We start from the raw sequence: 20,738 nt of genomic DNA, 5'->3' as shown, positions 1-20,738 counted from the left end.
CAAGCTCACTCTCATTAAAACTTTTGCGGTATTTTTCCAGAACATCAAATTCTGTGAAGCCCAAAGTTGGGTGAATTTCGGAAATATTTTGTATCTTAGCCATATCTTAGTCGGGGAATTTCCCCCGTTTTGGCCTTCAAACCTTATTTGCGGGGGAATACCTAAAGATACAAAAAAGCCAGCTAATTCGCAATATTTTGTGTATGAATTAGTTGGCTGATTTTATATTATTTACTGAATGTCCCTAAAAATCGGAAGCCGTTGGGCGGTCGTAACAGCGCCGCCGGCTTTCGTGGCGCTCGAATCAAAAAAAGCCGTTTCCCGGAATAGACAAGAAGGAAACGGCTTTTTTCGTTGTTAGTGCGCTTACTATTATTCGGCCACTTAAAGTTGTGGATTGGATGCTCTTGGCCATTTGCATCTTTGCTCAGGCCAAGAACTATCCGTCACAAACAAACATAAACAGGGCTACTACTAATACTAATTCTTTTTGTTTTTCATTTACTTTTAATAGGGTTGATATTTTATACTGTCTTAGTTTAGGTAGAATTTACTTTTGCTATTGTGGATTTCTATGCCCACACCGAATGTACCTCAAATGATATGCCAAGATTGGCAAGTAAGCGATAAGTGTCTGGAAATAAGTGGGCTAATCTTCTTGTAAAAGAGCGGTATGCTGCGGCGAGGTGTGGAATTGTGTGGAAAGTGTGGAAAAGAGTGTGGAGTTTTTCCACAATTACAGTTCTATCCCGTATAGTTTCAGTTTGTTGTATAGCGTTTTTCTGTCTATCCCGAGCAGTTGTGCTGCACGGCTTTTGTTGTACCCGGTCTGTTTCAGCGCCTCGATAATCTGTTGCTTCTCGGCTTCCTCGTTGCGGAGCGGCATGCCTGCAGGCGATACCGGCTGGGCTTGTAGCTCGCTCAATTCGTTCAGGGTGATGAGCTTGCCTTGCGCCAGGAGGGTGGCGCGGCGTACGATATTTTTCATTTGGCGCAAGTTGCCGGGCCATTGGTATTCCAACAGGGCTTTGGAGGCTTTCTCGTCAAAGCCGATAAGATGCTTGTCCAGCTCGCGGTTGGCCTGGTCTAGGAAGAAGTTGGCAAAAAGAAGGATATCCTCGCGGCGGTCTTTCAGTTGTGGCATACGCAGGGTGAATTCATTGATGCGGTGATAGAGGTCTTCGCGGAATGTACCTTTCTCGATAGCCTGCTCCAGGTTTTCGTTGGTGGCGGATACTAAACGTACGTCTACCTGTATCTCTTTGTTGGAACCGATAGGGCGTACTTTACGCTCTTGTAGGGCGCGGAGCAACTGTATTTGTACCTCGTAACTCAGGTTGCCTATCTCGTCCAGGAAGATAGTGCCGCCGTTGGCTGCGACGAACGCACCCGTTTTGTCCGCCAGTGCACCGGTGAAAGAACCTTTCACGTGCCCGAAGAATTCGGAAGCTGCCAGCTCCTTGGGGATAGCACCGCAGTCGATAGCTACGAATGGCTGCCTGGCGCGGCGGCTCAGTTGGTGGATGCGCTGCGCCACATACTCTTTGCCCGTTCCGCTGGCTCCGTTGATGAGTACGGACATATTGGTAGGAGAAACCAGGTTGACGTAATTATAAAGCTGCCTGGCGGCATCGCTTTCGCCTTCCAGGTAATCGGAAGGTGCGCCTTCTGCGGTTTGGGTGAAAGGCTTGCCGCCTCCTTCGGGATGCGCCGCCTGCTTGGGTGGAACGGACGAAGGCTTCAGCGCTTCATCCATTTTCTTCAATAACTCGTCGGGGTTCACGGGCTTTGCGACGTAGTCGCACGCACCCAGTTTCATGGCTTGCACGGCAGACTGTATATCGGCATATCCCGTCATGATGATAAGAGGTATGTGCAGGGAATGTTCCCCCAACCATTTCAGCAAGTCTATGCCGTCGCGGTCGGGCAGGCGCAGGTCTGACAATATCAGGTCTACGGTTTCGGCCTCGATATGTTTCTGGGCGCGGGCGATGCTGCTGGCGGAGCTGACATGGAAGCCCTGTTTGCCGAGCCATGTTTTCAGCATCATACCGTAAGTGATGTCATCTTCTACGATTAATATGGATTTCATCCCTTTTGCTTTTTATCTCTTTTATTGTACAAAGGTAAGTCGTTTTGTTTGATTTTAGTATATTTGCAGACTTAAATTAAACAAAAAGACCGATGAAAAGAGATATCATTGTAATATTAACCATACTGGTTTGTGGCTTGACAGCTTGCAAGCCGGGACAAAAGAAAGACGGAAATATGGAAAAAGAAACGAAGCTGAAGATTGAGACGAGTGCGGGCGACATCATCGTAAAACTGTATAACGAAACTCCGAAACACCGCGATAATTTCATCAAATTGGCGGAAGACGGTACATACGAGGGAACCCTGTTTCACCGTGTCATCAAGGATTTCATGATACAGGCGGGCGACCCCGAGTCGAAGAATGCGCCGAAGGGTAAAATGCTAGGAGCCGGTGATGTAGGGTACACTGTTCCGGCAGAGTTCGTTTATCCCAAATACTTCCACAAGAAGGGGGCGCTGTCGGCTGCCCGCCAGGGCGACAACGTAAACCCGGAGAAGAAATCGTCCGGCTGCCAGTTCTACATCGTAACCGGAAAGGTATATAACGACTCTACGCTTCTCGGCATGGAGCACCAAATGAATCAGGCACGCCTGAATAACGCTTTCAATGCCCTGGCGCAGAAACATATGAAAGAAATCTACAAAATGCGTAAGGACGGTGACCAGGAAGGGCTGATGAATCTGCAGGACACTCTTATCGCGCAGGCGGAGGCGCAGGTTGCCGGTGAGCCGGAGTTCCGTTTCACACCGGAGCAGGTGAAAGCCTACACTACCGTCGGCGGTACGCCGCATCTGGACGGAGAATATACTGTGTTCGGCGAGGTGGTGGAAGGTATGGATGTCGTAGATAAAATCCAGCAGGTAAAGACAGACTGCAGCGACCGTCCGGAGGAAGATGTGAAGATTGAAAAGGTGGTAGTGTTATAAGGCGGGCTGTCGCTTTACTGCATGAAAATAAATAAGCATTGTTTCCCCAACGGCCTGCGCCTGGTGCATCACGAGGACACCAGCACGCAAATGGTGGCGCTGAACATCATTTACGATGTGGGCGCCCGCGACGAGCATCCCGAACATACCGGCTTTGCCCATTTGTTCGAGCATCTGATGTTCGGCGGTTCGGTGCATATCCCCGATTACGATACCCCTTTGCAGTTGGCCGGAGGCGAGAACAATGCTTGGACTAACAACGACATAACCAATTACTACCTTACCGTTCCGAAACCGAATGTGGAGACGGCCTTCTGGCTGGAGTCCGACCGGATGCTGGAACTGGCTTTCAGCGAGCAGAGCCTCGAGGTGCAGCGCGGCGTTGTAATGGAGGAGTTCAAGCAACGTTGCCTCAACCAGCCGTACGGCGATGTGGGGCATCTGTTCCGTCCGCTGGCTTTCCGGGTACATCCGTACCGCTGGCCTACTATCGGCAAGGAGCTCTCGCACATCGAGCAGGCTACGTTGGACGAGGTGAAAGCTTTCTTTTACCGTTTTTATGCCCCGAACAATGCCGTGCTGGCTGTAACGGGCAATATCTCGTGGAAGGAAGCCGTGGCCCTTACCGGGAAATGGTTTGCGCCCATTCCGCGGCGGAACGTTCCCGAAAGGCGGTTGCCCCAGGAGCCGGAACAGACGGAAGAACGTCGGCTGACGGTAGAAAGGAACGTACCCCTGGACGCCTTGTTCATGGGTTACCATATGTGCGGCCGTGGGAATGCCGATTATTATGCATTCGATATTTTGTCGGATATTCTGAGCAACGGACGTTCCAGTCGTTTGAACCGCCGCCTGGTGCAGGAGCAGAATCTTTTCTCCAGTATCGACGCATATATCAGCGGCACGCGCGATGCCGGGCTGCTGCAAATCAGCGGTAAGCCGGCGGCAGGCGTGTCGTTGGAGCAGGCGGAAGCTGCGGTGCGCAGGGAGTTGGAGGAATTGCGGCAATCGCCGGTGGGTACGCAGGAGTTGGAGAAGGTGAAGAACAAGTTCGAATCTACCCAGATATTCGGCAATATCAATTACCTGAAAGTGGCTACGAACCTCGCCTGGTTCGAACTGACCGGAAAGGCGGAAGATATCGACCTTGAGGTAGAGCGTTACCGCTCTGTCACGCCAGAGCGGTTGTATGCCGTGGCGCAGCGTACTTTCCGGGAGGACAACGCAGTGGTATTATACTATAAGAGTGATAAATAACAGGTAAGGGGCGTATGTTGCGTCCCTCGGCAGGAAGAGCGGGGGGACGCTTTGAAACAACGGTTTCCTCCGGGTGGAACGGAAAACACCACCGCATGGAACGGGATGTACCACCCTTTGAAATAATTTTAGACAGTAAGATGATGAATTCGATAGCCGGTTACAGGCAGCATTACAAGGCATTGTTTTTTCTGGGATTTCCCATTGTTATCGGACAGTTGGGGGTAATCATTCTCGGTTTTGCAGATACCCTGATGATTGGGCATCACAGTACCGAGGAGCTGGGCGCCGCTTCTTTCGTGAACAATGTGTTTTCGCTTTGTATCATTTTCAGTACCGGTTTCAGTTACGGGCTGACGCCCATTGTGGGAAGCCTTTATGGAAACCGCCGCTTTGCCGAGGCTGGGCAAGCTTTGCGTTGCAGCCTGGCGGCGAATGTATTGGTAGCTTTGCTGCTTACCCTTATCATGACGGTGGTTTACTTCAACGTAGAGCGGCTGGGACAGCCCGAGGAGCTGATACCGTTGATAAAACCTTACTACCTGGTACTACTCGCTTCGCTGGTTTTCGTCATGTTGTTCAATGGTTTCAAGCAGTTCACCGACGGCATTACCGATACCAAGACCGCTATGTGGATACTGTTGGGCGGAAATGCACTGAATATCGTAGGCAACTATATCCTTATCAACGGCGAGCTGGGGCTTCCGGAGTTAGGTCTGTTGGGAGCAGGTATCAGTACGCTGTTCTCGCGTATTATGATGGTGGTGGTCTTTGCGGCGATTGTGCTCCGCAGCCGCCGGTTCATCCGTTACCGGGTAGGGTTCTCCCGTATGGGGTGGTCGTTTACGGTATTCAAGCGGCTCAATGCGTTGGGGTGGCCTGTAGGCATGCAAATGGGAATGGAAACGGCTTCTTTCAGCCTTAGCGCTATCATGGTGGGGTGGCTGGGCACTATCGCTTTGGCGTCTCACCAGATTATGCTGACAATCTCCCAGTTCACCTTTATGATGTACTACGGTATGGGAGCGGCAGTGGCGGTGCGTGTCAGCAATTTCAAGGGGCAGGGCGATATGGAGAATGTGCGCCGCTCCACGTATGCCGGTTTCCACCTGATAATGGCTATGGGGATAGTCCTGATGAGCGTTGTCTTTGTGATGCGCGGGCAGGTGGGCGGTTGGTTTACAGACAGTGCGGAGGCTTCGGCACTGGTAGCTTCGCTGTTTTTCCCCTTCTTGATTTACCAGTTCGGCGACGGTCTGCAAATAACGTTCGCCAATGGTCTGCGGGGTATATCGGATGTAAAGCCGATGATGATTATTGCATTTATTTCTTATTTTATTATATCTTTGCCGGTAGGATATTTTTGCGGTTTCGTACTGGAGTGGGGGCTGGCAGGAGTCTGGATGGCTTTCCCGTTCGGCCTTACCAGCGCCGGGCTGATGTTATGGCTGCGCTTCCGTTATAAAACGGGAAAAGATAATAAACAGTAGGGAGGTAAGGCGATAGCGTGATAGGAGGAATACCGCCCCGTTTGCCTGCCGTTCCGTTCTTTGCCGCTTTGCCGTACGGTCGCCTTATCGCTTTTTAGATTATGAATAGTGTATCGAAAGTTAAGATAGCTGTGGGATACACCTTACTGTTGGGGGTGTTGTTCTTTTCCCTGTTCTTCGTGCACCGGGAAATGGAGAATCTCATGCTTTCCGACGACCGGGATGTGCAGTGGACGGATAGCCTTATCACCCTCCTGCGGGAGAAGGATGCGAATACTATCTATATGCTGCGTGTACTGAGCGAAACGAGCGACAGTATGGTGTCTACCCGTGAAATCGAGAATATCATAGCTGCCCGACCGGACTCGGCCGTTACTACCCGGCATGTGCAGCGCCGTGTCATCGCACATCGCGATACGGTGGTTACCAAACCCAAGAAGAAAGGGTTCTTCCGCCGGTTGGGCGAGGTGTTCGTTCCACCTAAGAAAGATACCGCTATTCAGGTAAAGACTTCCTTCGAATATACTACGGATACGGTAATCGATGTCTATAACCCGGTAGATTCCCTTCAGGAGAAACTGCGTGCCGTGGCACAGCAGCAGAAAGCCGCCAATGTGCTTGTGCAACGCCGCAAGCGCACCTTGCAGCGCATGGACAAGATGCTGACCGCCCGTATAGACAGCCTGTTGAAAGATTATGAGCAGGAAACCTTGCTCCATGCCCGCCAGGAGACGGAGTACCAGCAGTCTGTACGCCGCCATTCCGTTAAGATAATTAGCGGCATTGCAGCAGGAGCGGTGCTGCTCTCCGCCTTTTTCCTGGTGATAATAGGGCGCGACATTACGCGCAGCAACCGCTACCGCCGCGAGTTGGAGGAGGCGCGCCGCCGTGCCGAGGACTTGTTGGCAACGCGTGAGAAGATGATGCTTGCCATTACCCACGACTTCAAGGCGCCGCTCGGTTCTATCATGGGCTATGCTGACCTGCTTTCCCGCCTTACGGTGGACGAACGGCAGCGCTTTTACCTGGATAATATGAAAACTTCGTCGGAGCATTTGCTGAAGCTGGTGGTCGATTTGCTCGATTTCCACCGGCTCGACCTCCATAAAGCGGAGATAAATCGGGTTACTTTCCACCCTGCCCGCTTGCTGGAGGAGATTCGCGTCAGCTTCGAGCCGCTGACCTCTGCCAAGGGACTGTACTTACATTGCGATATCGCTTCCGAGCTGGACAGTACTTACATCAGCGACCCGCTCCGGTTGCGCCAGATTATCAATAATCTGCTGTCCAATGCCGTGAAGTTTACCGACGAGGGAGGTATAACGATGACGGCGCGCTACGAGGACCGCCGGCTGGCGGTTGCCATTGCAGATACGGGCAAGGGCATGGAGCCTGCCGACAGGGAGCGGATTTTCCAGGAGTTTACCCGTCTGCCCGGTGCGCAAGGCAAGGAAGGTTTCGGGTTGGGGCTTTCCATTGTGCGCATGTTGGTGCAGTTGCTGGAAGGGACAATCGATGTGGACAGCGTGCCGGGCAAAGGGAGCACGTTTACGCTACGCGTCCCCTTGTTCCCGGTATGGGTGTCGGAGAGTGCCGGCGAAAAAACGCAGGAGGCGGAGGGCGAACCTCCGGTTACCCCCGAACCTTCGCTTCGTGTATTGCTTATCGACGACGACCGTATCCAGCTTACGCTTACCGCCACCATGCTTCAGCATAGCGGTATCGCCTCGGTGTCGTGCATGCAGCCGGACGAGCTGCTGGATGCTTTGCGCTCCGGTACTTTCGACGTGTTGCTGACCGATGTGCAGATGCCGGCTATCAACGGCTTCGACCTGCTGAGGCTGCTGCGTGCCTCGAACCTTCCCCAGGCGCGGACTATCCCCGTAATAGCCGTTACCGCCCGCAGCGACATGAAGCCGGAGGAGTTTGCGGCGCGCGGCTTTGCCGGCTGTCTGCATAAGCCGTTTACGGTGGCGGAACTTTTCCGGGAGCTGAATATGGAGGGCATCGGGCAAGCATCTGTCCGGCAAGGCGAGGACATAGCCGGGAATGCCGAGGATGTTTCGTCTCCGCAACCTTCTTATAACTTCTCGGCGCTTACCGCTTTCTCCGGTGACGACCCCGAGGCGGCAAAGTCCATTCTCGAAAGCTTCGTTTCCGAAACCCGTCGCAATGCCGGACGCTTGCAAGAGGCGGTGGATGCCGCGGATATGGACGGGGTAGCTGCTGTTTCGCATAAGATGATTCCCCTCTTTACCCTCATCGGCGCTACGGAGCTGGTGGAGGAGCTTAAAGTACTGGAAAGCTTGCGCGGCACTCCCTTCACCACCGAGCAAAAGCAGCGCGCACTTCGCTCGCTCGTTCTTATCGGGGATATTCTCCGTTTGCAAGGCGCCGGCTTGGACGGACAACCATAAACATTTGTTATTGTGCAGTATTTTTGCTCTTTAGGAACTTTATCTCGAAATTAATTGTTTACTTTGTACGACTTTAATAGATGACAGTTTAGCGTTCCAATGAGAAGAAAATGGTTAAAGGGAGCACTTTGGGTGCTGCTCACTCCTATTATCCTGTTTGTAATACTGATGATATTGCTTTACGTGCCTCCCGTACAGAATTTTATACGGAAGCAGGCTACTGCAATCGCATCGGATGCTACGGGTATGGATATTTCCGTAGAACGGATAGACCTTCGTTTCCCCTTGAACCTGCTCGTACGCGGGGTACGGGTGGTGCAACCGGCAAACGATACTGTGGGCGTGCAGCATCCCGATACCTTGCTGGACCTCGGAAGTCTGAACGTCCGCGTGCAGGCGTGGCCTTTGCTGAAGGGCAGAGTAGAGGTGGACGATATCACCTTGCAGCAGGTAACCGTGAATTCTTCCGGCTTGTTGGAGGGGATGCATGTCAGGGGTACGCTCGGACGTTTTTTTCTCGAGAGCCACGGCATCGACTTGAAAAGAGAGGATGTCGTGCTGAACAGCGTGGAACTGAGCGATACCCATGTGCAAGTGATGCTTGCCGACACTGCCGGAACTCCGGCAGATACCACCCAGACCGCCTTGGATTGGCGGATAGCCCTGCATAGCTTGAAACTGAAGGATGTTTCGGTGGATTTGCAGATGCCGCTCGACTCGATGACTTTGGCCGCCGATATTGGGGAGGCAAGCATAGAAGATGCGAATGCCGACCTTAAACGCCAATTCTATGGTTGGAGGAGATTTGCCCTTGCGGGTACTGCCGTGAATTATGATGTGGGTACGGCTGCGCCGGCAGAGGGTTTCGATGCTTCGCACATTGCTTTACGCGATATCCGTATCGGCATTGACTCGGTGATGACCTGCGGCCGCGACTTGAACGCCGTTGTGCGCGAGTTCTCCTTATACGACCGTTCCGGGCTGACGGTGACTTCCCTGACCGGGCGGCTGTTTGCCGACTCTACCCTTATCCGTATTCCTTACCTGCAAGTCAGGACGCCGCACAGCGAAATGGACTTGACGGCACAGACTTACTGGGAATTGGTGGATATACCCACTACCGGGCGGCTGACCGCCCGCTTCAATGCCAATATCGGCAAGCAGGACATACTGCTCTTTGCCGGCGGATTGCCCGAGACTTTCAAAGAGGCTTATCCCTTCCGTCCGCTGGTGATTCGTGCCGGTACGGAAGGCAGCTTGAAGCAGATGCAGATTTCCCGTTTCACCGCCGACTTGCCCGGCGCTTTTTCCCTAAGCGGCGGAGGCGAGCTGTGGAATCTTACGGATAGCCTGAAACGTAGCGCCGAACTCGACTTCGAGATGCAGACGCAAGACCTCAATTTCCTTACCGGCCTTACCGGGATGACTCCCGACGGTTCTATCGTCGTGCCCGACAGCATGAACCTCGCGGCACGCCTCGGACTGGACGGGCCGCAGTGCAATGCCGTGCTCAAAGTGAAGGACGGCGGGGGGAGCCTGGACTTGGATGCCGCTTACAACCTGGCAACCGAGGCATATCATGCCGACCTTGCGGTGGATGCCCTACAGATTCACCGCTTCTTGCCCAAGGATTCTATTTATACGCTTACAGCCCGTGTGTCCGCTAAGGGGCAGGGGGTAGATATCGCCTCCGACAAGACGGTAGCCCGTGTGTCCGCTAAGCTGGCGGAGCTGCAATATGCCCGCTGGAATATCTCGGATGTGGATTTGGATGCCGGCTTGCAGTCGTCGGTAGCCTCTGTACGCCTGGCGAGCGATAATACGCTGTTGAAGATGCAGACTACTGCCGATTTGCACCTCGACCGTAAGTATATGGACGGCAGGCTGGATATGGATGTAAAAGACCTCGACTTATATAAATTGGGAATTGCGCCTAAGCCTCTGGAGCATCCGTTTGCGTTTAGCCTGGGGGCGGAGGCACGCCGCGATTCCATTAAGTTGCGAATGGATGCCGGTGATATGGACTTGCAGTTCCGGGCACGCAGCACGTTGAAAGAACTGCTGGAACAGTCGGGCGAGTTCGCCTCCATTCTCACGAAGCAGATAGACGAACGGCGTTTGGACCATGCGGCTTTGCGGCGGGTACTGCCGTCGGCGGGCATGCAGTTAACGGCGGGGCAGGCCAATCCGGTAAGCTATTTCCTGAAAACGAAGGATGTGACGTTCAATGACTTTACCCTCCGTTTCGGTACTACGCCGGCGCGGGGCATCAACGGGCGGACGGCCATTCACGGGTTACATGTGGATTCGTTGCAGCTCGATACGGTTTTCTTTGCCGTGCAACAGGATACTTCGCGGATGATGCTGCAAAGCGGTGTGATTAACGGGCCGAAAAATCCGCAGTTCGTATTCCGCAGTACGCTGACGGGGGAAATTCGGAGCGAGGATGCCGAGCTGACCGTGAACTATGTGGACGGCGAGGGGCAGACCGGCGTATTGCTTGGCGTGAACGCCCGCCCGCTGACGGAAGGGCATGGCAAGGGTAATGGGCTTATGTTCAACATCATCCCTGCCGAGCCGGTTATCGCTTACCGCAAGTTCCGTTTCGTAGACGGCAACAACTGGGTGTATCTGCATCGGAATATGCGTGTTTACGCCAATATCGATATGGATAGCGACAACGGTATGTGCTTCCGTATGCAGTCGGATAAGAACGATAGCATTTCGTTGCAGAATATAAATGTGGAACTGAGCCGTTTCCAGTTGGGCGAGTTGAGCGAGGTGCTTCCCTACATGCCCCGGTTAACAGGTCTATTTTCTGCAGAGGCGCAGTATATACAGACACCCACTTCCTTGCAGGTGTCTGCGGAAGCCGGTATCGACGGGCTGACGTACGAACGGCAGCCTGTGGGTAACATCGGCATGGGCGCTACATGGTTGCCGGGAGATAAGGGGGCTACGCATTATCTGAATACGTATTTCAGCCATGACAATCGGGAAGTGTTGACTGCCGACGGCATATTGACACAGAAGAACGGTAAGGATACGCTGGAAGTAACTACCTCTTTCGAGCATTTCCCTATGGAAATAGCCAATGCCTTTATTCCGGACCAAATGGTTTCCTTTACCGGCGACCTCGACGGCGGGATGTATATCTACGGGCCATTGGACAATCCCAAGGTGCACGGAGACGTGACGCTGGACAGCGTGTCGGTATATGCCCGTCAGGCGGGAGCCCGTTACTGGTTCGACGCCCGCCCTGTGCAGATTGAGGACAACCAGTTGATATTCGATAAGTTTGCTATCTATACCACCAGCAAGAATCCGTTCACTATCGACGGTAAGGTGGACTTCCGCAACTTGGAACGTCCTACGGCGGATTTGAAGTTGCTGGCTACGAATTATACGTTGCTGGATGCGCCGCGTACCCGTGAAAGCCTCATTTACGGTAAGGTGTTCGTCGATTTGAATGCTACGGTTCGGGGGGCTTTGGATGCCCTGACCATGCGCGGTAACATGAACCTGCTGGGAAATACGGATGTTACCTATGTGCTTACGGACTCGCCGTTGACGGTGGAAGACCGCCTCGACGGGCTGGTTACTTTTACTTCCTTTGCGGATACGGTCTCGGTGAACGCCGCCGAAGCTCCTGCGATGTCGCTGGGCGGTATGGATATGGTTATGTCCGTACACATAGACAATGCCGTGCGCCTGCGTGCCGACCTAAGCCCCGACCGCAGCAAGTTCATCGAGTTGGAAGGCGGGGGCGACCTGAATATGCAATATACTCCACAGGGTGATATAAGCCTTACGGGTCGTTATACGCTTTCGGGTGGTATTATGAAGTATTCGCTTCCTGTCATTCCGTTGAAGGAGTTCCAGATTAACAATGGAAGTTATGTAGACTGGCGCGGCGACCCGATGAATCCTACATTGGACTTGAAAGCGACGGAACGCATGCGCGCCTCGGTTGCCGACGGCGACGACGGCGGTTCGCGCGTGGTGAACTTCGACGTGTCCATTGCCATAAAGAACCGGCTCGATGCCCCCGAGCTGATTTTCGATATAACGGCTCCGGACGATGCCACCGTAGAGAACGAGCTACAGGCTATGGGGGCCGAGGAACGTAGCAAGCAGGCCATTGCCATGTTGGCGACCGGTGTTTATATGAACAGCGGTGTCAAAGGCGGAGGGTTGTCTATGGGTAGTGCTTTGAATAGTGTTATCCAGAGCCAGATTAACTCATTGGCGGGTTCTGCTTTCCAAAGCATCAATGCAAGCTTCACAATGGGTATGGAGGACCGTACGGCGGCCGAAACCGGCGACAAGCAGACGGATTACAGTTTCCGTTACTCACAGCGCCTTTTCAACGACCGTGTACAGATTGTTATCGGTGGCAAGGTGACTACCGGCGCTAACGCCACGAACAATGCGGAATCGTTTATAGATAATATATCGCTCGAATACAGGCTGGATACTTCCGGAACGCGTTATGTCCGGGTATTCTATGACAAGAACTACGAGAGCGTACTCGACGGGGAGATAACGGAAACCGGAGTAGGCCTTGTGCTTCGCCGTAAAATGGACCGTCTGGGCGAGCTTTTCATCTTCAAGAAAAAGAAGAAACAAACTGTAGAATGATATGAAACGACTGATATTATATATAGCAGGTGTACTGTTTCTGGCAGGATGTTCCACGACTAAGCATTTGCCTGAGGGTGAAATCCTGTACACGGGACAGAAGCCGATGATTGTCAAGAACCTCAGCACGACTCCGGTAGGCGAGGTGGCTATGGAGGAGGTCGATGCTGCGCTCGCCACTGCGCCGAACAATTCCTTGTTGGGCAGTTCCAGGCTCCGTATTCCTTTTCCCATGGGGTTATGGATATACAATGGGTTTGTGAAGTATGAGAAGGGTTTCGGCAGGTGGATATTTAACCGCTTCGCGGCGAAGCCGGTGCTGATGTCGTCCGTCAATCCCGATATCCGGCAGAAGGCCGCTACCAATTTGCTGCGCGATTACGGTTATTTCAACGGCACGGTGGACTACGAAACATTCATAAATCCCAAGGATTCGTTGAAAGCGAAGTTGCAGTACACGGTGGATATGGGCAATCCTTACTTTATCGATACGGTTTACTATCACGGTTTCAGCGAGCGGACTTTACGCATCATGAACTTGAGCCGCCGCCGTTCGCTCATCAGGCCGGGAGAACAGTTCAATGTAACCGACCTCGACGGGGAGCGTACCCGTATCAGCTCTTTGCTGCGCAATGTGGGTTGTTATTATTTCCGTCCCGATTATCTTACTTACCAGGCGGATACGACGTTAGTGCCCGGCGCGCATGTCGTTATGCGCATGGTTCCTGCTCCCGGCATGCCCTCTGTCGCCGAAAAACCTTTTTATGTAGGCCGCAAGTCGTTCTATTTGTATGGGAAGCAAGGGCAGGCGCCCAATGACAGCCTGGACTATAAGGACTTACGCATTTATTATCACGACAAGTTACGGGTACGTCCCAATATGATTTACAGGTGGCTGAACTACCAGGCATATCGCCAGAAGCGCCAGGTACAGGACAGCACGGGTATCTCCCGCAGGCGTTCCATGCAGAGCCTTTACAGCCTTTACCGCCAGACCCGTGTACAGGAGCGTTTGAATAATGTGGGTATATTCCGCTATCTCGAAATGCGCTATACTCCGCGTGATACGACGTTTGTATGTGATACGCTGGATGTAAACATCCATGCCGCCCTCGACAAGCCTTACGATGCCGAGTTGGATTTCAATGTGAAGATGAAAAGTAATAACCAGACCGGCCCCGGAGCTTCGTTTACGGTGACGAAAAATAACGTGTTCGGCGGCGGTGAGGCCTGGAATGTCAAGTTGGATGGTTCCTACGAGTGGCAGACTGGCAAAGACCGTTCTTCGTTGATGAACAGTTATGAGGTGGGATTGTCTACCTCGCTTATGTTTCCGCGCGTGGTCTTTCCCCGTTTCGGAGACAGGGAGTACGACTTCCCGGCAACTACTACTTTTAAACTGTACATCGACCAGTTGAACCGTGCTAAGTATTACAAGCTGCTGGCATTCGGCGGAAACGCTACTTATGACTTCCAGCCGAAGCCTACGGGCAAGCACAGTTTCACACCGTTCAAGCTGACGTTTAACGTGCTCCGTAACCCTACGGAGGCTTTCAAGGAGTTACAGGCGGAGAATCCTGCTCTCTATGTCAGTCTGCGCGACCAGTTTATCCCTGTCATGGAGTATATGTACACGTACGACAACGCTTCCTTGCCGCGTGTGCGCAATCCTATCTGGTGGCAGACAACGGTAAGCTCGGCGGGTAACCTTACCTCGTGCATTTACCGTATTTTCGGGAGGCCTTTCGGCGAGCAGGACAAGAAGCTGCTGGGCGTGCCTTTTGCACAGTTCCTGAAGGTGAACAGCGAGTTCCGTTATCATTATAAGATAAATAAGAATCAGATGATTGCTTCGCGTATTGCTGGCGGGGTGATATGGTCGTACGGAAATGCACTGTCGGCTCCTTATACCGAGCAGTTTTATATCGGCGGCGCCAATAGCGTGCGTGCCTTTTCTGCCCGTAGCATAGGTCCCGGCGGTTATGCCCCGGATAAGGAGAGCAAGTATTCTTTCATTAACCATGTGGGCGACATACGCATGGAGGCTAATGTGGAATACCGTTTCCGCATTATCGGCGATTTGCACGGGGCGGTATTCCTGGATGCCGGCAACGTATGGCTGATGCGTAGGGACGATTCCCGTCCCGGCGGTGAGTTTACGTTGAAAAACTTTGCCAAGCAGGTGGCATTGGGCACGGGGGCAGGCCTGCGTTATGATATGGACTTTCTTGTTTTCCGCCTGGATTGCGGGGTCGGCCTGCATGACCCGTACGATACCGGTAAGTCGGGATACTACAATATCCCCAAGTTCAAGGACAGCCTGGCGCTGCATTTCGCTATCGGCTATCCGTTCTAAGTGAAGCGGCGAATCTTAGAGTGGCGGAAATGAAGAATATTTACCCCTTCCGGAAACGGACCGGAATAGCAAAGTACCGGCCGGGGCGGGTAAAGTTTTGTACGATTCTTGTAAAGAATGGACTAAAATTACCCTCTTTCTGATATAAATTTTTGTACTTTTGCGTCTGTTATCGACCATGATACACTAACCTTTTTAAACAATAACTAATTATGAAACCAACTTTATTCTTATTGGCAGCCGGTATGGGTAGCCGGTATGGCGGCTTGAAACAATTGGACGGACTTGGTCCCAATGGCGAAACTATTATGGATTATTCTATTTACGATGCTATCAATGCCGGATTCGGCAAGCTCGTTTTCGTTATCCGCAAAGACTTCGAACAAGACTTCCGCGATAAAATCATTTCCAAATATGAAGGGCATATCCCGTGCGAACTGGTGTTTCAGGAGCTGGATGCGCTTCCCGAAGGATTTACCTGCCCGGCAGAACGTACCAAGCCCTGGGGTACTAACCATGCCGTAATGATGGGGGCCGATGTGATAAAGGAACCGTTTGCCGTTATCAATTGCGACGACTTCTACGGCCGTGACTCTTTCCAGGTAATGGGCGAGTTTTTGTCGGCGCTTCCCGAGGGTTCTAAGAATGTATACTCAATGGTAGGTTTCCGTATCGGAAATACGTTGAGCGAAAGTGGTACGGTATCCCGTGGCCTTTGCAGCACAGATGCAAAACATCTGCTGACTTCCGTCGTAGAGCGTACCAAGATTCAGCGCATGGACGGCGAAGTGAAGTATATCGACGATAACGGCGAGTGGACTGCCACTCCTGATACCACTCCGGTCAGCATGAACTTCTGGGGTTTTACTCCCGATTACTTCGCATACAGCCAGGAGTTCTTCAAGACATTCCTTAGCGACCCGAAGAACATGGAGAACTTAAAAAGCGAATTCTTCATTCCTTTAATGGTGGATAAACTGATTAATGACGGCACTGCTACGGTCGAGGTACTCGATACGAACAGTAAATGGTTCGGCGTGACTTATCCGGAAGACCGCCAGAGCGTAGTCGATAAGATTAAAGCATTGGTGGATGCGGGCGAATATCCTGCAAAGCTATTCTGAAAACCGGTTTTATAGATAAAGAGCCCCGCAAGTCCGACAGGAACTTGTGGGGCTCTCCTGTTAAATAATGTTATACTTCCGTCTATATAGGGTTACAACTTACCTGTTAAAAAACTTACCTTTGCAACACAAATCCGGAAAAAGAATACTCTATATGAAAATTCGTTTTTATCAAATCGCCATTCGTTATCGAAACAAGATACACGATTTCCATGCCTGGGGTGCAGCGGCACAGATTTGATTCGGCATAATCCGTTCCCGAGAGTAGATTCTATTATTTCTTAATAACAAATACATTTTTATGAGTAACAAAAAGTGGCTCATGGCACTGTGCTTTGCAGTGCTGTGCGGCCGGTGCGTGTATGCCCAGCAGCCAATGGAACGTGTGTTGGGCATCGAGGAGATGTTCCGCCTGGCCGATGCGAACAGCAAGAGTATACAAACCTACGACACCGGGAAAGAGGCTGCCGACCAAGCCCTGAAAGCCGCCAAGGCCCGGCGCCTACCCGATGTTGATGTTTCTTTGTCGTTCAGTTACCTGGGCGACGGCCGTTTGTGGGACCGTGATTTCAGTAACGGCATGAATATCCCCATGCCGCACTTCGGCAATAATTTCGCTCTGGAGGCACAACAGATTATTTATGCCGGAGGTGCAATCAACAGCGGTATCGCTTTGGCGGAGCTGGAACAACAAATGGCGGGGTTGGACTGGCAGAAAAACCGCCAGGAAATCCGCTTTCTGCTGGCGGGTTATTACCTGAACCTTTACAAACTGGATAACCAGGTCAGGGTTTTGCAAAAGAATCTCTACCTTACCGGACAGGTAATCCGCAATATGGAAGCCCGTCGTGCCCAAGGTACTGCGCTGAAGAATGACATCACCCGCTACGAGCTCCAGCAGGAAACCCTGAAGTTGCAACTGGCGCAGGTACAAGATGCCCGTAAGATTATGAACCACCGGCTGGTAACCACCCTGCACCTGCCTGCCGGTACGAAAATCGTACCTGACACCGCCTTACTGGATGCCGATGTCCGTACCCTGGCCGAGCAGGACTGGCAACAAATGGCTGCCCAGGGCAATGTGGGCTTGCGGCAGGCGGAGCTTGCCGTACGCATGAGCGAGCAACACGTAAAGCTGGAGCGCAGTGAGCGGCTGCCCAAAGTGGCACTTGTGGCTGCCGAGCATCTGGACGGTCCTATAACCATTGAAGTGCCGGTGCTCGACAATAACTTCAACTATTGGTATGTGGGGGTAGGGGTGAAGTACAGCCTTTCTTCCCTTTTCAAGAACAATAGGAAACTGAAACAGGCGCGTCTCAATGTCCGTCGTGCCCGGGAGGAGTATGAACTGGCGCAGGAACAGGTGGAGAATGCTGTGCAGGCGGGCTATGTAGATTTCCTGACCTCCTTTACCGACCTGCGTACGCAAGAAAAGAGCGTGGAACTTGCCGACGAGAACTATAACGTTACCAGTAACCGTTACAAAAACGAGCTTGCCCTGCTGACCGATATGCTGGATGCCAGCAATATGAAGCTCAGTGCCGACCTCGGGCTGGTGAACGCGCGCATCAACGTGGTGTACAATTATTATAAGATGAAATACCTCACCCATTCCCTTTGAGATTATCAATAACTATCATTTACCGACTATTATCGACTGAATCATGATTACAAGAAAAGTACAGAAACTGATATACAACGCCCTTATCATCTGTTTCCTTTTAGGAGGGCTGGCTTATGTATGCTCCCGTTTCATTCACTTGGGGCGTGTGGAATATACCGACAATGCGCAGGTAAGGCAGCATATCACTCCGGTGAACACCCGCGTACAGGGTTTCGTCAAGCGGATTTGTTTTGAGGAGTACCAGCCGGTGCATAAAGGCGATACACTGTTGCTTATCGAAGATACCGAGTTCCGCTTACGGCTGGCACAGGCGGAAGCAGACCTTGCCAATGCACTTGCCGGACAGAAAGCTACTACGGCAGGTATTGCCGCCACACAGAATAACCTGAGCGTGAGCGATGCCGGCATCGAGGAAGTACGTGTGCAAATGGAGAATGCCCGCCGTGAACTGGCACGCTATGAAAAACTGCTGGAAGAAGATGCCGTTACCCGGCAGCAATACGACAATGTGCGTACAACCTACGATGCTGCCAAGGCACGTTATGAACAAGTGTTGCGTGCCAGGCATTCCACTACGCTGGTAAAGAGCGAGCAGACGCATCGCCTGAGCCAGAACGAGGCTGGGGTACGTCTGGCTGAGGCGGCCGTGGCATTGGCACGGCTCAATCTTTCCTACACGGTCATCGTTGCCACGTGCGACGGTGTGACCGGGCGCAAGGATATCCATGAGGGGCAGTTGGTGCAGCCCGGTCAGACGCTGGTAGACATAGTGGACGGTAGCGACCTTTGGGTAATAGCCAATTATCGTGAAACGCAGCTCCCTCATATTACGGAGGGTGCTGCCGTAGAAATAACCGCCGATGCCGTGCCGGATGTCGTCTACCGAGGTACGGTGGAATCTATTTCCGATGCTACGGGTGCGGCATTTTCCATGATTCCCCAGGATAATGCCACGGGAAATTTCGTCAAAGTGGAACAGCGTATTCCCGTCCGCATCAGTCTGAAAGGTAACCGTCCGGAAGACTTGCAACGCCTGCGTGCCGGTTTCAACTTGGAATGTGAAGTAAAATATTGACCTCGAAACCTAACTGTCAACCAAAATGGGAGCACCGATACCTAACAGTCCTTTCACCATGCCGATGTTCCGGGAGTTCGTACCCCGCAGGATACAGCCGTGGATTTATGTATTTTTCGCCTTTACTTTCCAGCTTTCGGGCGGGCTTTACTTGGGGGCGTTGAACCAGATGACAGGCGGCACGTCGCTGATGCGCGAAGACCTCCAGATGTGTCTTTACGCCAATCTGGCGGGTATGGCTATTTACTTTCCGCTGTTGTTCCGCATGAAATTCCGCTTCACCAACAAGACGCTGCTGACGGGAGCGGCGCTGGGGGTGCTGTTGTGTAACCTGCTCGTACCCCACATACGATTCCTGCCGCTGCTTTGGGCGGTGTGTTTTGTAGAGGGAATGTGCAAGATACAGGGGACCTTCGAATGTATGTCCAATATACAACTGTGGATGACGCCCAAACGCGATTTCACCGTCTTTTTTCCTATGTTGCATATCGTTATACTGGGCAGCATGCAGCTCAGTGACCTGATGATGACGTACCTCATGTACCACTACCATTGGACGTATATGCACCTCGTTATCGCTTCGCTTATGGCGGTGGATTTGCTGGTGCTGATTATCTGCGTGCGGCATTTTCGCTTTATGAAGAAATTCCCTCTGTTCGGTATAGATTGGCTGGGGGCATTGCTTTGGGCGGCATTGCTGTTGCAAGTGGCATACCTTTTCGATTACGGTGACTGGTACGACTGGTGGAACAGCCCCGTTATCCGGCATCTTACGTTGTTCGCTATTGCCACGCTGGGGTTCTGCATCTGGCGTATGCTTACTATCCGCCATCCTTTCCTCGAACCGAAGATGTGGACGTACCGTCATTTATTACCGTTATTGCTCTTGATTACGCTGGTGGAGGCTATCCTTGCCACAGAACATGTATTGGAGGAGGTCTTTTATGAGGAGGTGATGCACTATGAGGAGCCGGTGAGCGTACAACTCGACTGGTTTGCCTTAGCCGGTATTTTGTGCGGCTGCCTGTTTGCTTATTGGTGGATGCACGTCAAACGCTTCAATTACTTGCGTCTGCTCATTGTGGGGGTTATGGGACTGGTGTGTTATTTGGCGGGGTATTACTTTACGCTTTCCGCCGGCATCCACCTGTCGCAACTCTATCTGCCTACCGTATGCCGCGGCTTTGCATACGCCGTGCTTAGTGCCACGTTCATGGTCTGCCTGGAAGAAATCATGACGCTCCAGCATTTCTTTCAGGCTCTGAGCGTATTCAACATGCTACATATGGTGGTGGGCGGCGTATTGGGGGCTGCCCTCTATACCCGCGGGCTTGCCTACTACGTACCCGATAACATGGCACGTTACGGCAGTGCTATCGACCGGGTTGCTTTCAGTCGTGCTCCTTTCGACGTCGGTCGTTACATGGAGGGGTTCGTTTCGCAGATAATGGAGGTTAGTATTAAGCAGATTTACGGCTGGGTGCTTTATGCCTGCATATTACTGCTTCTGCTGTTCCTACTCTATGACATGCCGGTACGCCGCCGGTTGAAGCAGATGCCGGGCTGGAAGGCGGTGGGGCGCGAAGTGATGAATTCCTTCTGGCGGACACGGCATAAGCCGGCAGAGACTTCCGGCGGGAATACGCCGGAATGAGTATAAGTTATCTGCATTTAATGGATATCCGTGTTTTAGGGAGGATAATGGTTTGGTAATTCATTGCAATAAAGTAACG

11 protein-coding genes are annotated in these 20,738 nt (G+C 52.2%); 10 read left to right on the top strand and 1 reads right to left on the bottom strand.

Annotated features, from left to right (window positions below):
• Positions 1-736: 736 nt before the first annotated feature.
• Positions 737-2,092 (bottom strand): sigma-54-dependent transcriptional regulator, encoded by a 1,356-nt coding sequence (locus C233_RS0114130; RefSeq protein ID WP_018668227.1) that lies wholly within the window; start codon positions 2,090-2,092, stop codon positions 737-739.
• Positions 2,093-2,184: 92 nt separating this feature from the next.
• Here C233_RS0114130 and C233_RS0114125 point away from each other — a divergent pair, with 92 nt between their 5' ends.
• The 10 genes from C233_RS0114125 (at position 2,185) to C233_RS0114080 (ending at position 20,659) form a co-directional block, all read left to right on the top strand.
• A complete protein-coding gene (locus C233_RS0114125) occupies positions 2,185-3,021 on the top strand; it encodes a peptidylprolyl isomerase (protein WP_018668226.1) in 837 nt (278 codons plus the stop codon).
• A gap of 21 nt (positions 3,022-3,042) precedes the next feature.
• Entirely contained in the window at positions 3,043-4,278 is a 1,236-nt protein-coding gene (locus C233_RS0114120; protein ID WP_018668225.1) for a M16 family metallopeptidase, read from the top strand.
• A 140-nt stretch (positions 4,279-4,418) separates the two neighbouring features.
• Complete coding sequence (locus C233_RS0114115; RefSeq protein ID WP_025068881.1) at positions 4,419-5,768, top strand: MATE family efflux transporter; 1,350 nt, start codon at positions 4,419-4,421, stop codon at positions 5,766-5,768.
• Between the two features lie 101 nt (positions 5,769-5,869).
• A complete protein-coding gene (locus C233_RS0114110; protein WP_025068882.1) occupies positions 5,870-8,185 on the top strand; it encodes a hybrid sensor histidine kinase/response regulator in 2,316 nt (771 codons plus the stop codon).
• A 99-nt stretch (positions 8,186-8,284) separates the two neighbouring features.
• Entirely contained in the window at positions 8,285-12,826 is a 4,542-nt protein-coding gene (locus tag C233_RS0114105) for a translocation/assembly module TamB domain-containing protein (RefSeq protein ID WP_026314869.1), read from the top strand.
• 1 nt (position 12,827) lies between these two features.
• Complete coding sequence (gene tamL / locus C233_RS0114100) at positions 12,828-15,182, top strand: translocation and assembly module lipoprotein TamL (RefSeq protein ID WP_018668221.1); 2,355 nt, start codon at positions 12,828-12,830, stop codon at positions 15,180-15,182.
• 212 nt (positions 15,183-15,394) lie between these two features.
• Positions 15,395-16,306 (top strand): nucleotidyltransferase family protein, encoded by a 912-nt coding sequence (locus C233_RS0114095; RefSeq protein ID WP_025068883.1) that lies wholly within the window; start codon positions 15,395-15,397, stop codon positions 16,304-16,306.
• A gap of 301 nt (positions 16,307-16,607) precedes the next feature.
• Entirely contained in the window at positions 16,608-17,927 is a 1,320-nt protein-coding gene (locus C233_RS0114090; protein WP_018668219.1) for a TolC family protein, read from the top strand.
• A 43-nt stretch (positions 17,928-17,970) separates the two neighbouring features.
• On the top strand, positions 17,971-19,005 hold the full coding sequence (locus C233_RS0114085) for an HlyD family secretion protein (protein WP_018668218.1): 1,035 nt from the start codon (positions 17,971-17,973) through the stop codon (positions 19,003-19,005).
• Positions 19,006-19,030: 25 nt separating this feature from the next.
• The gene (locus C233_RS0114080; RefSeq protein ID WP_025068884.1) at positions 19,031-20,659 is read left to right on the top strand and encodes a hypothetical protein; all 1,629 of its coding nucleotides are present in this window, start codon (positions 19,031-19,033) and stop codon (positions 20,657-20,659) included.
• Positions 20,660-20,738: the final 79 nt, after the last annotated feature.

It is taken from the genome of Bacteroides gallinarum DSM 18171 = JCM 13658 (assembly GCF_000374365.1).
Lineage (GTDB): Bacteria > Bacteroidota > Bacteroidia > Bacteroidales > Bacteroidaceae > Bacteroides > Bacteroides gallinarum.
This window is presented reverse-complemented; position numbering and strand designations above follow the sequence as displayed.

Coding starts and splice junctions, on each gene's coding strand:
- C233_RS0114130 (WP_018668227.1), bottom strand. CDS start 2,092: ATGAAATCCATATTAATCGTAGAAGATGACATCACTTACGGTATGATG.
- C233_RS0114125 (WP_018668226.1), top strand. CDS start 2,185: ATGAAAAGAGATATCATTGTAATATTAACCATACTGGTTTGTGGCTTG.
- C233_RS0114120 (WP_018668225.1), top strand. CDS start 3,043: ATGAAAATAAATAAGCATTGTTTCCCCAACGGCCTGCGCCTGGTGCAT.
- C233_RS0114115 (WP_025068881.1), top strand. CDS start 4,419: ATGATGAATTCGATAGCCGGTTACAGGCAGCATTACAAGGCATTGTTT.
- C233_RS0114110 (WP_025068882.1), top strand. CDS start 5,870: ATGAATAGTGTATCGAAAGTTAAGATAGCTGTGGGATACACCTTACTG.
- C233_RS0114105 (WP_026314869.1), top strand. CDS start 8,285: ATGAGAAGAAAATGGTTAAAGGGAGCACTTTGGGTGCTGCTCACTCCT.
- tamL (WP_018668221.1), top strand. CDS start 12,828: ATGAAACGACTGATATTATATATAGCAGGTGTACTGTTTCTGGCAGGA.
- C233_RS0114095 (WP_025068883.1), top strand. CDS start 15,395: ATGAAACCAACTTTATTCTTATTGGCAGCCGGTATGGGTAGCCGGTAT.
- C233_RS0114090 (WP_018668219.1), top strand. CDS start 16,608: ATGAGTAACAAAAAGTGGCTCATGGCACTGTGCTTTGCAGTGCTGTGC.
- C233_RS0114085 (WP_018668218.1), top strand. CDS start 17,971: ATGATTACAAGAAAAGTACAGAAACTGATATACAACGCCCTTATCATC.
- C233_RS0114080 (WP_025068884.1), top strand. CDS start 19,031: ATGGGAGCACCGATACCTAACAGTCCTTTCACCATGCCGATGTTCCGG.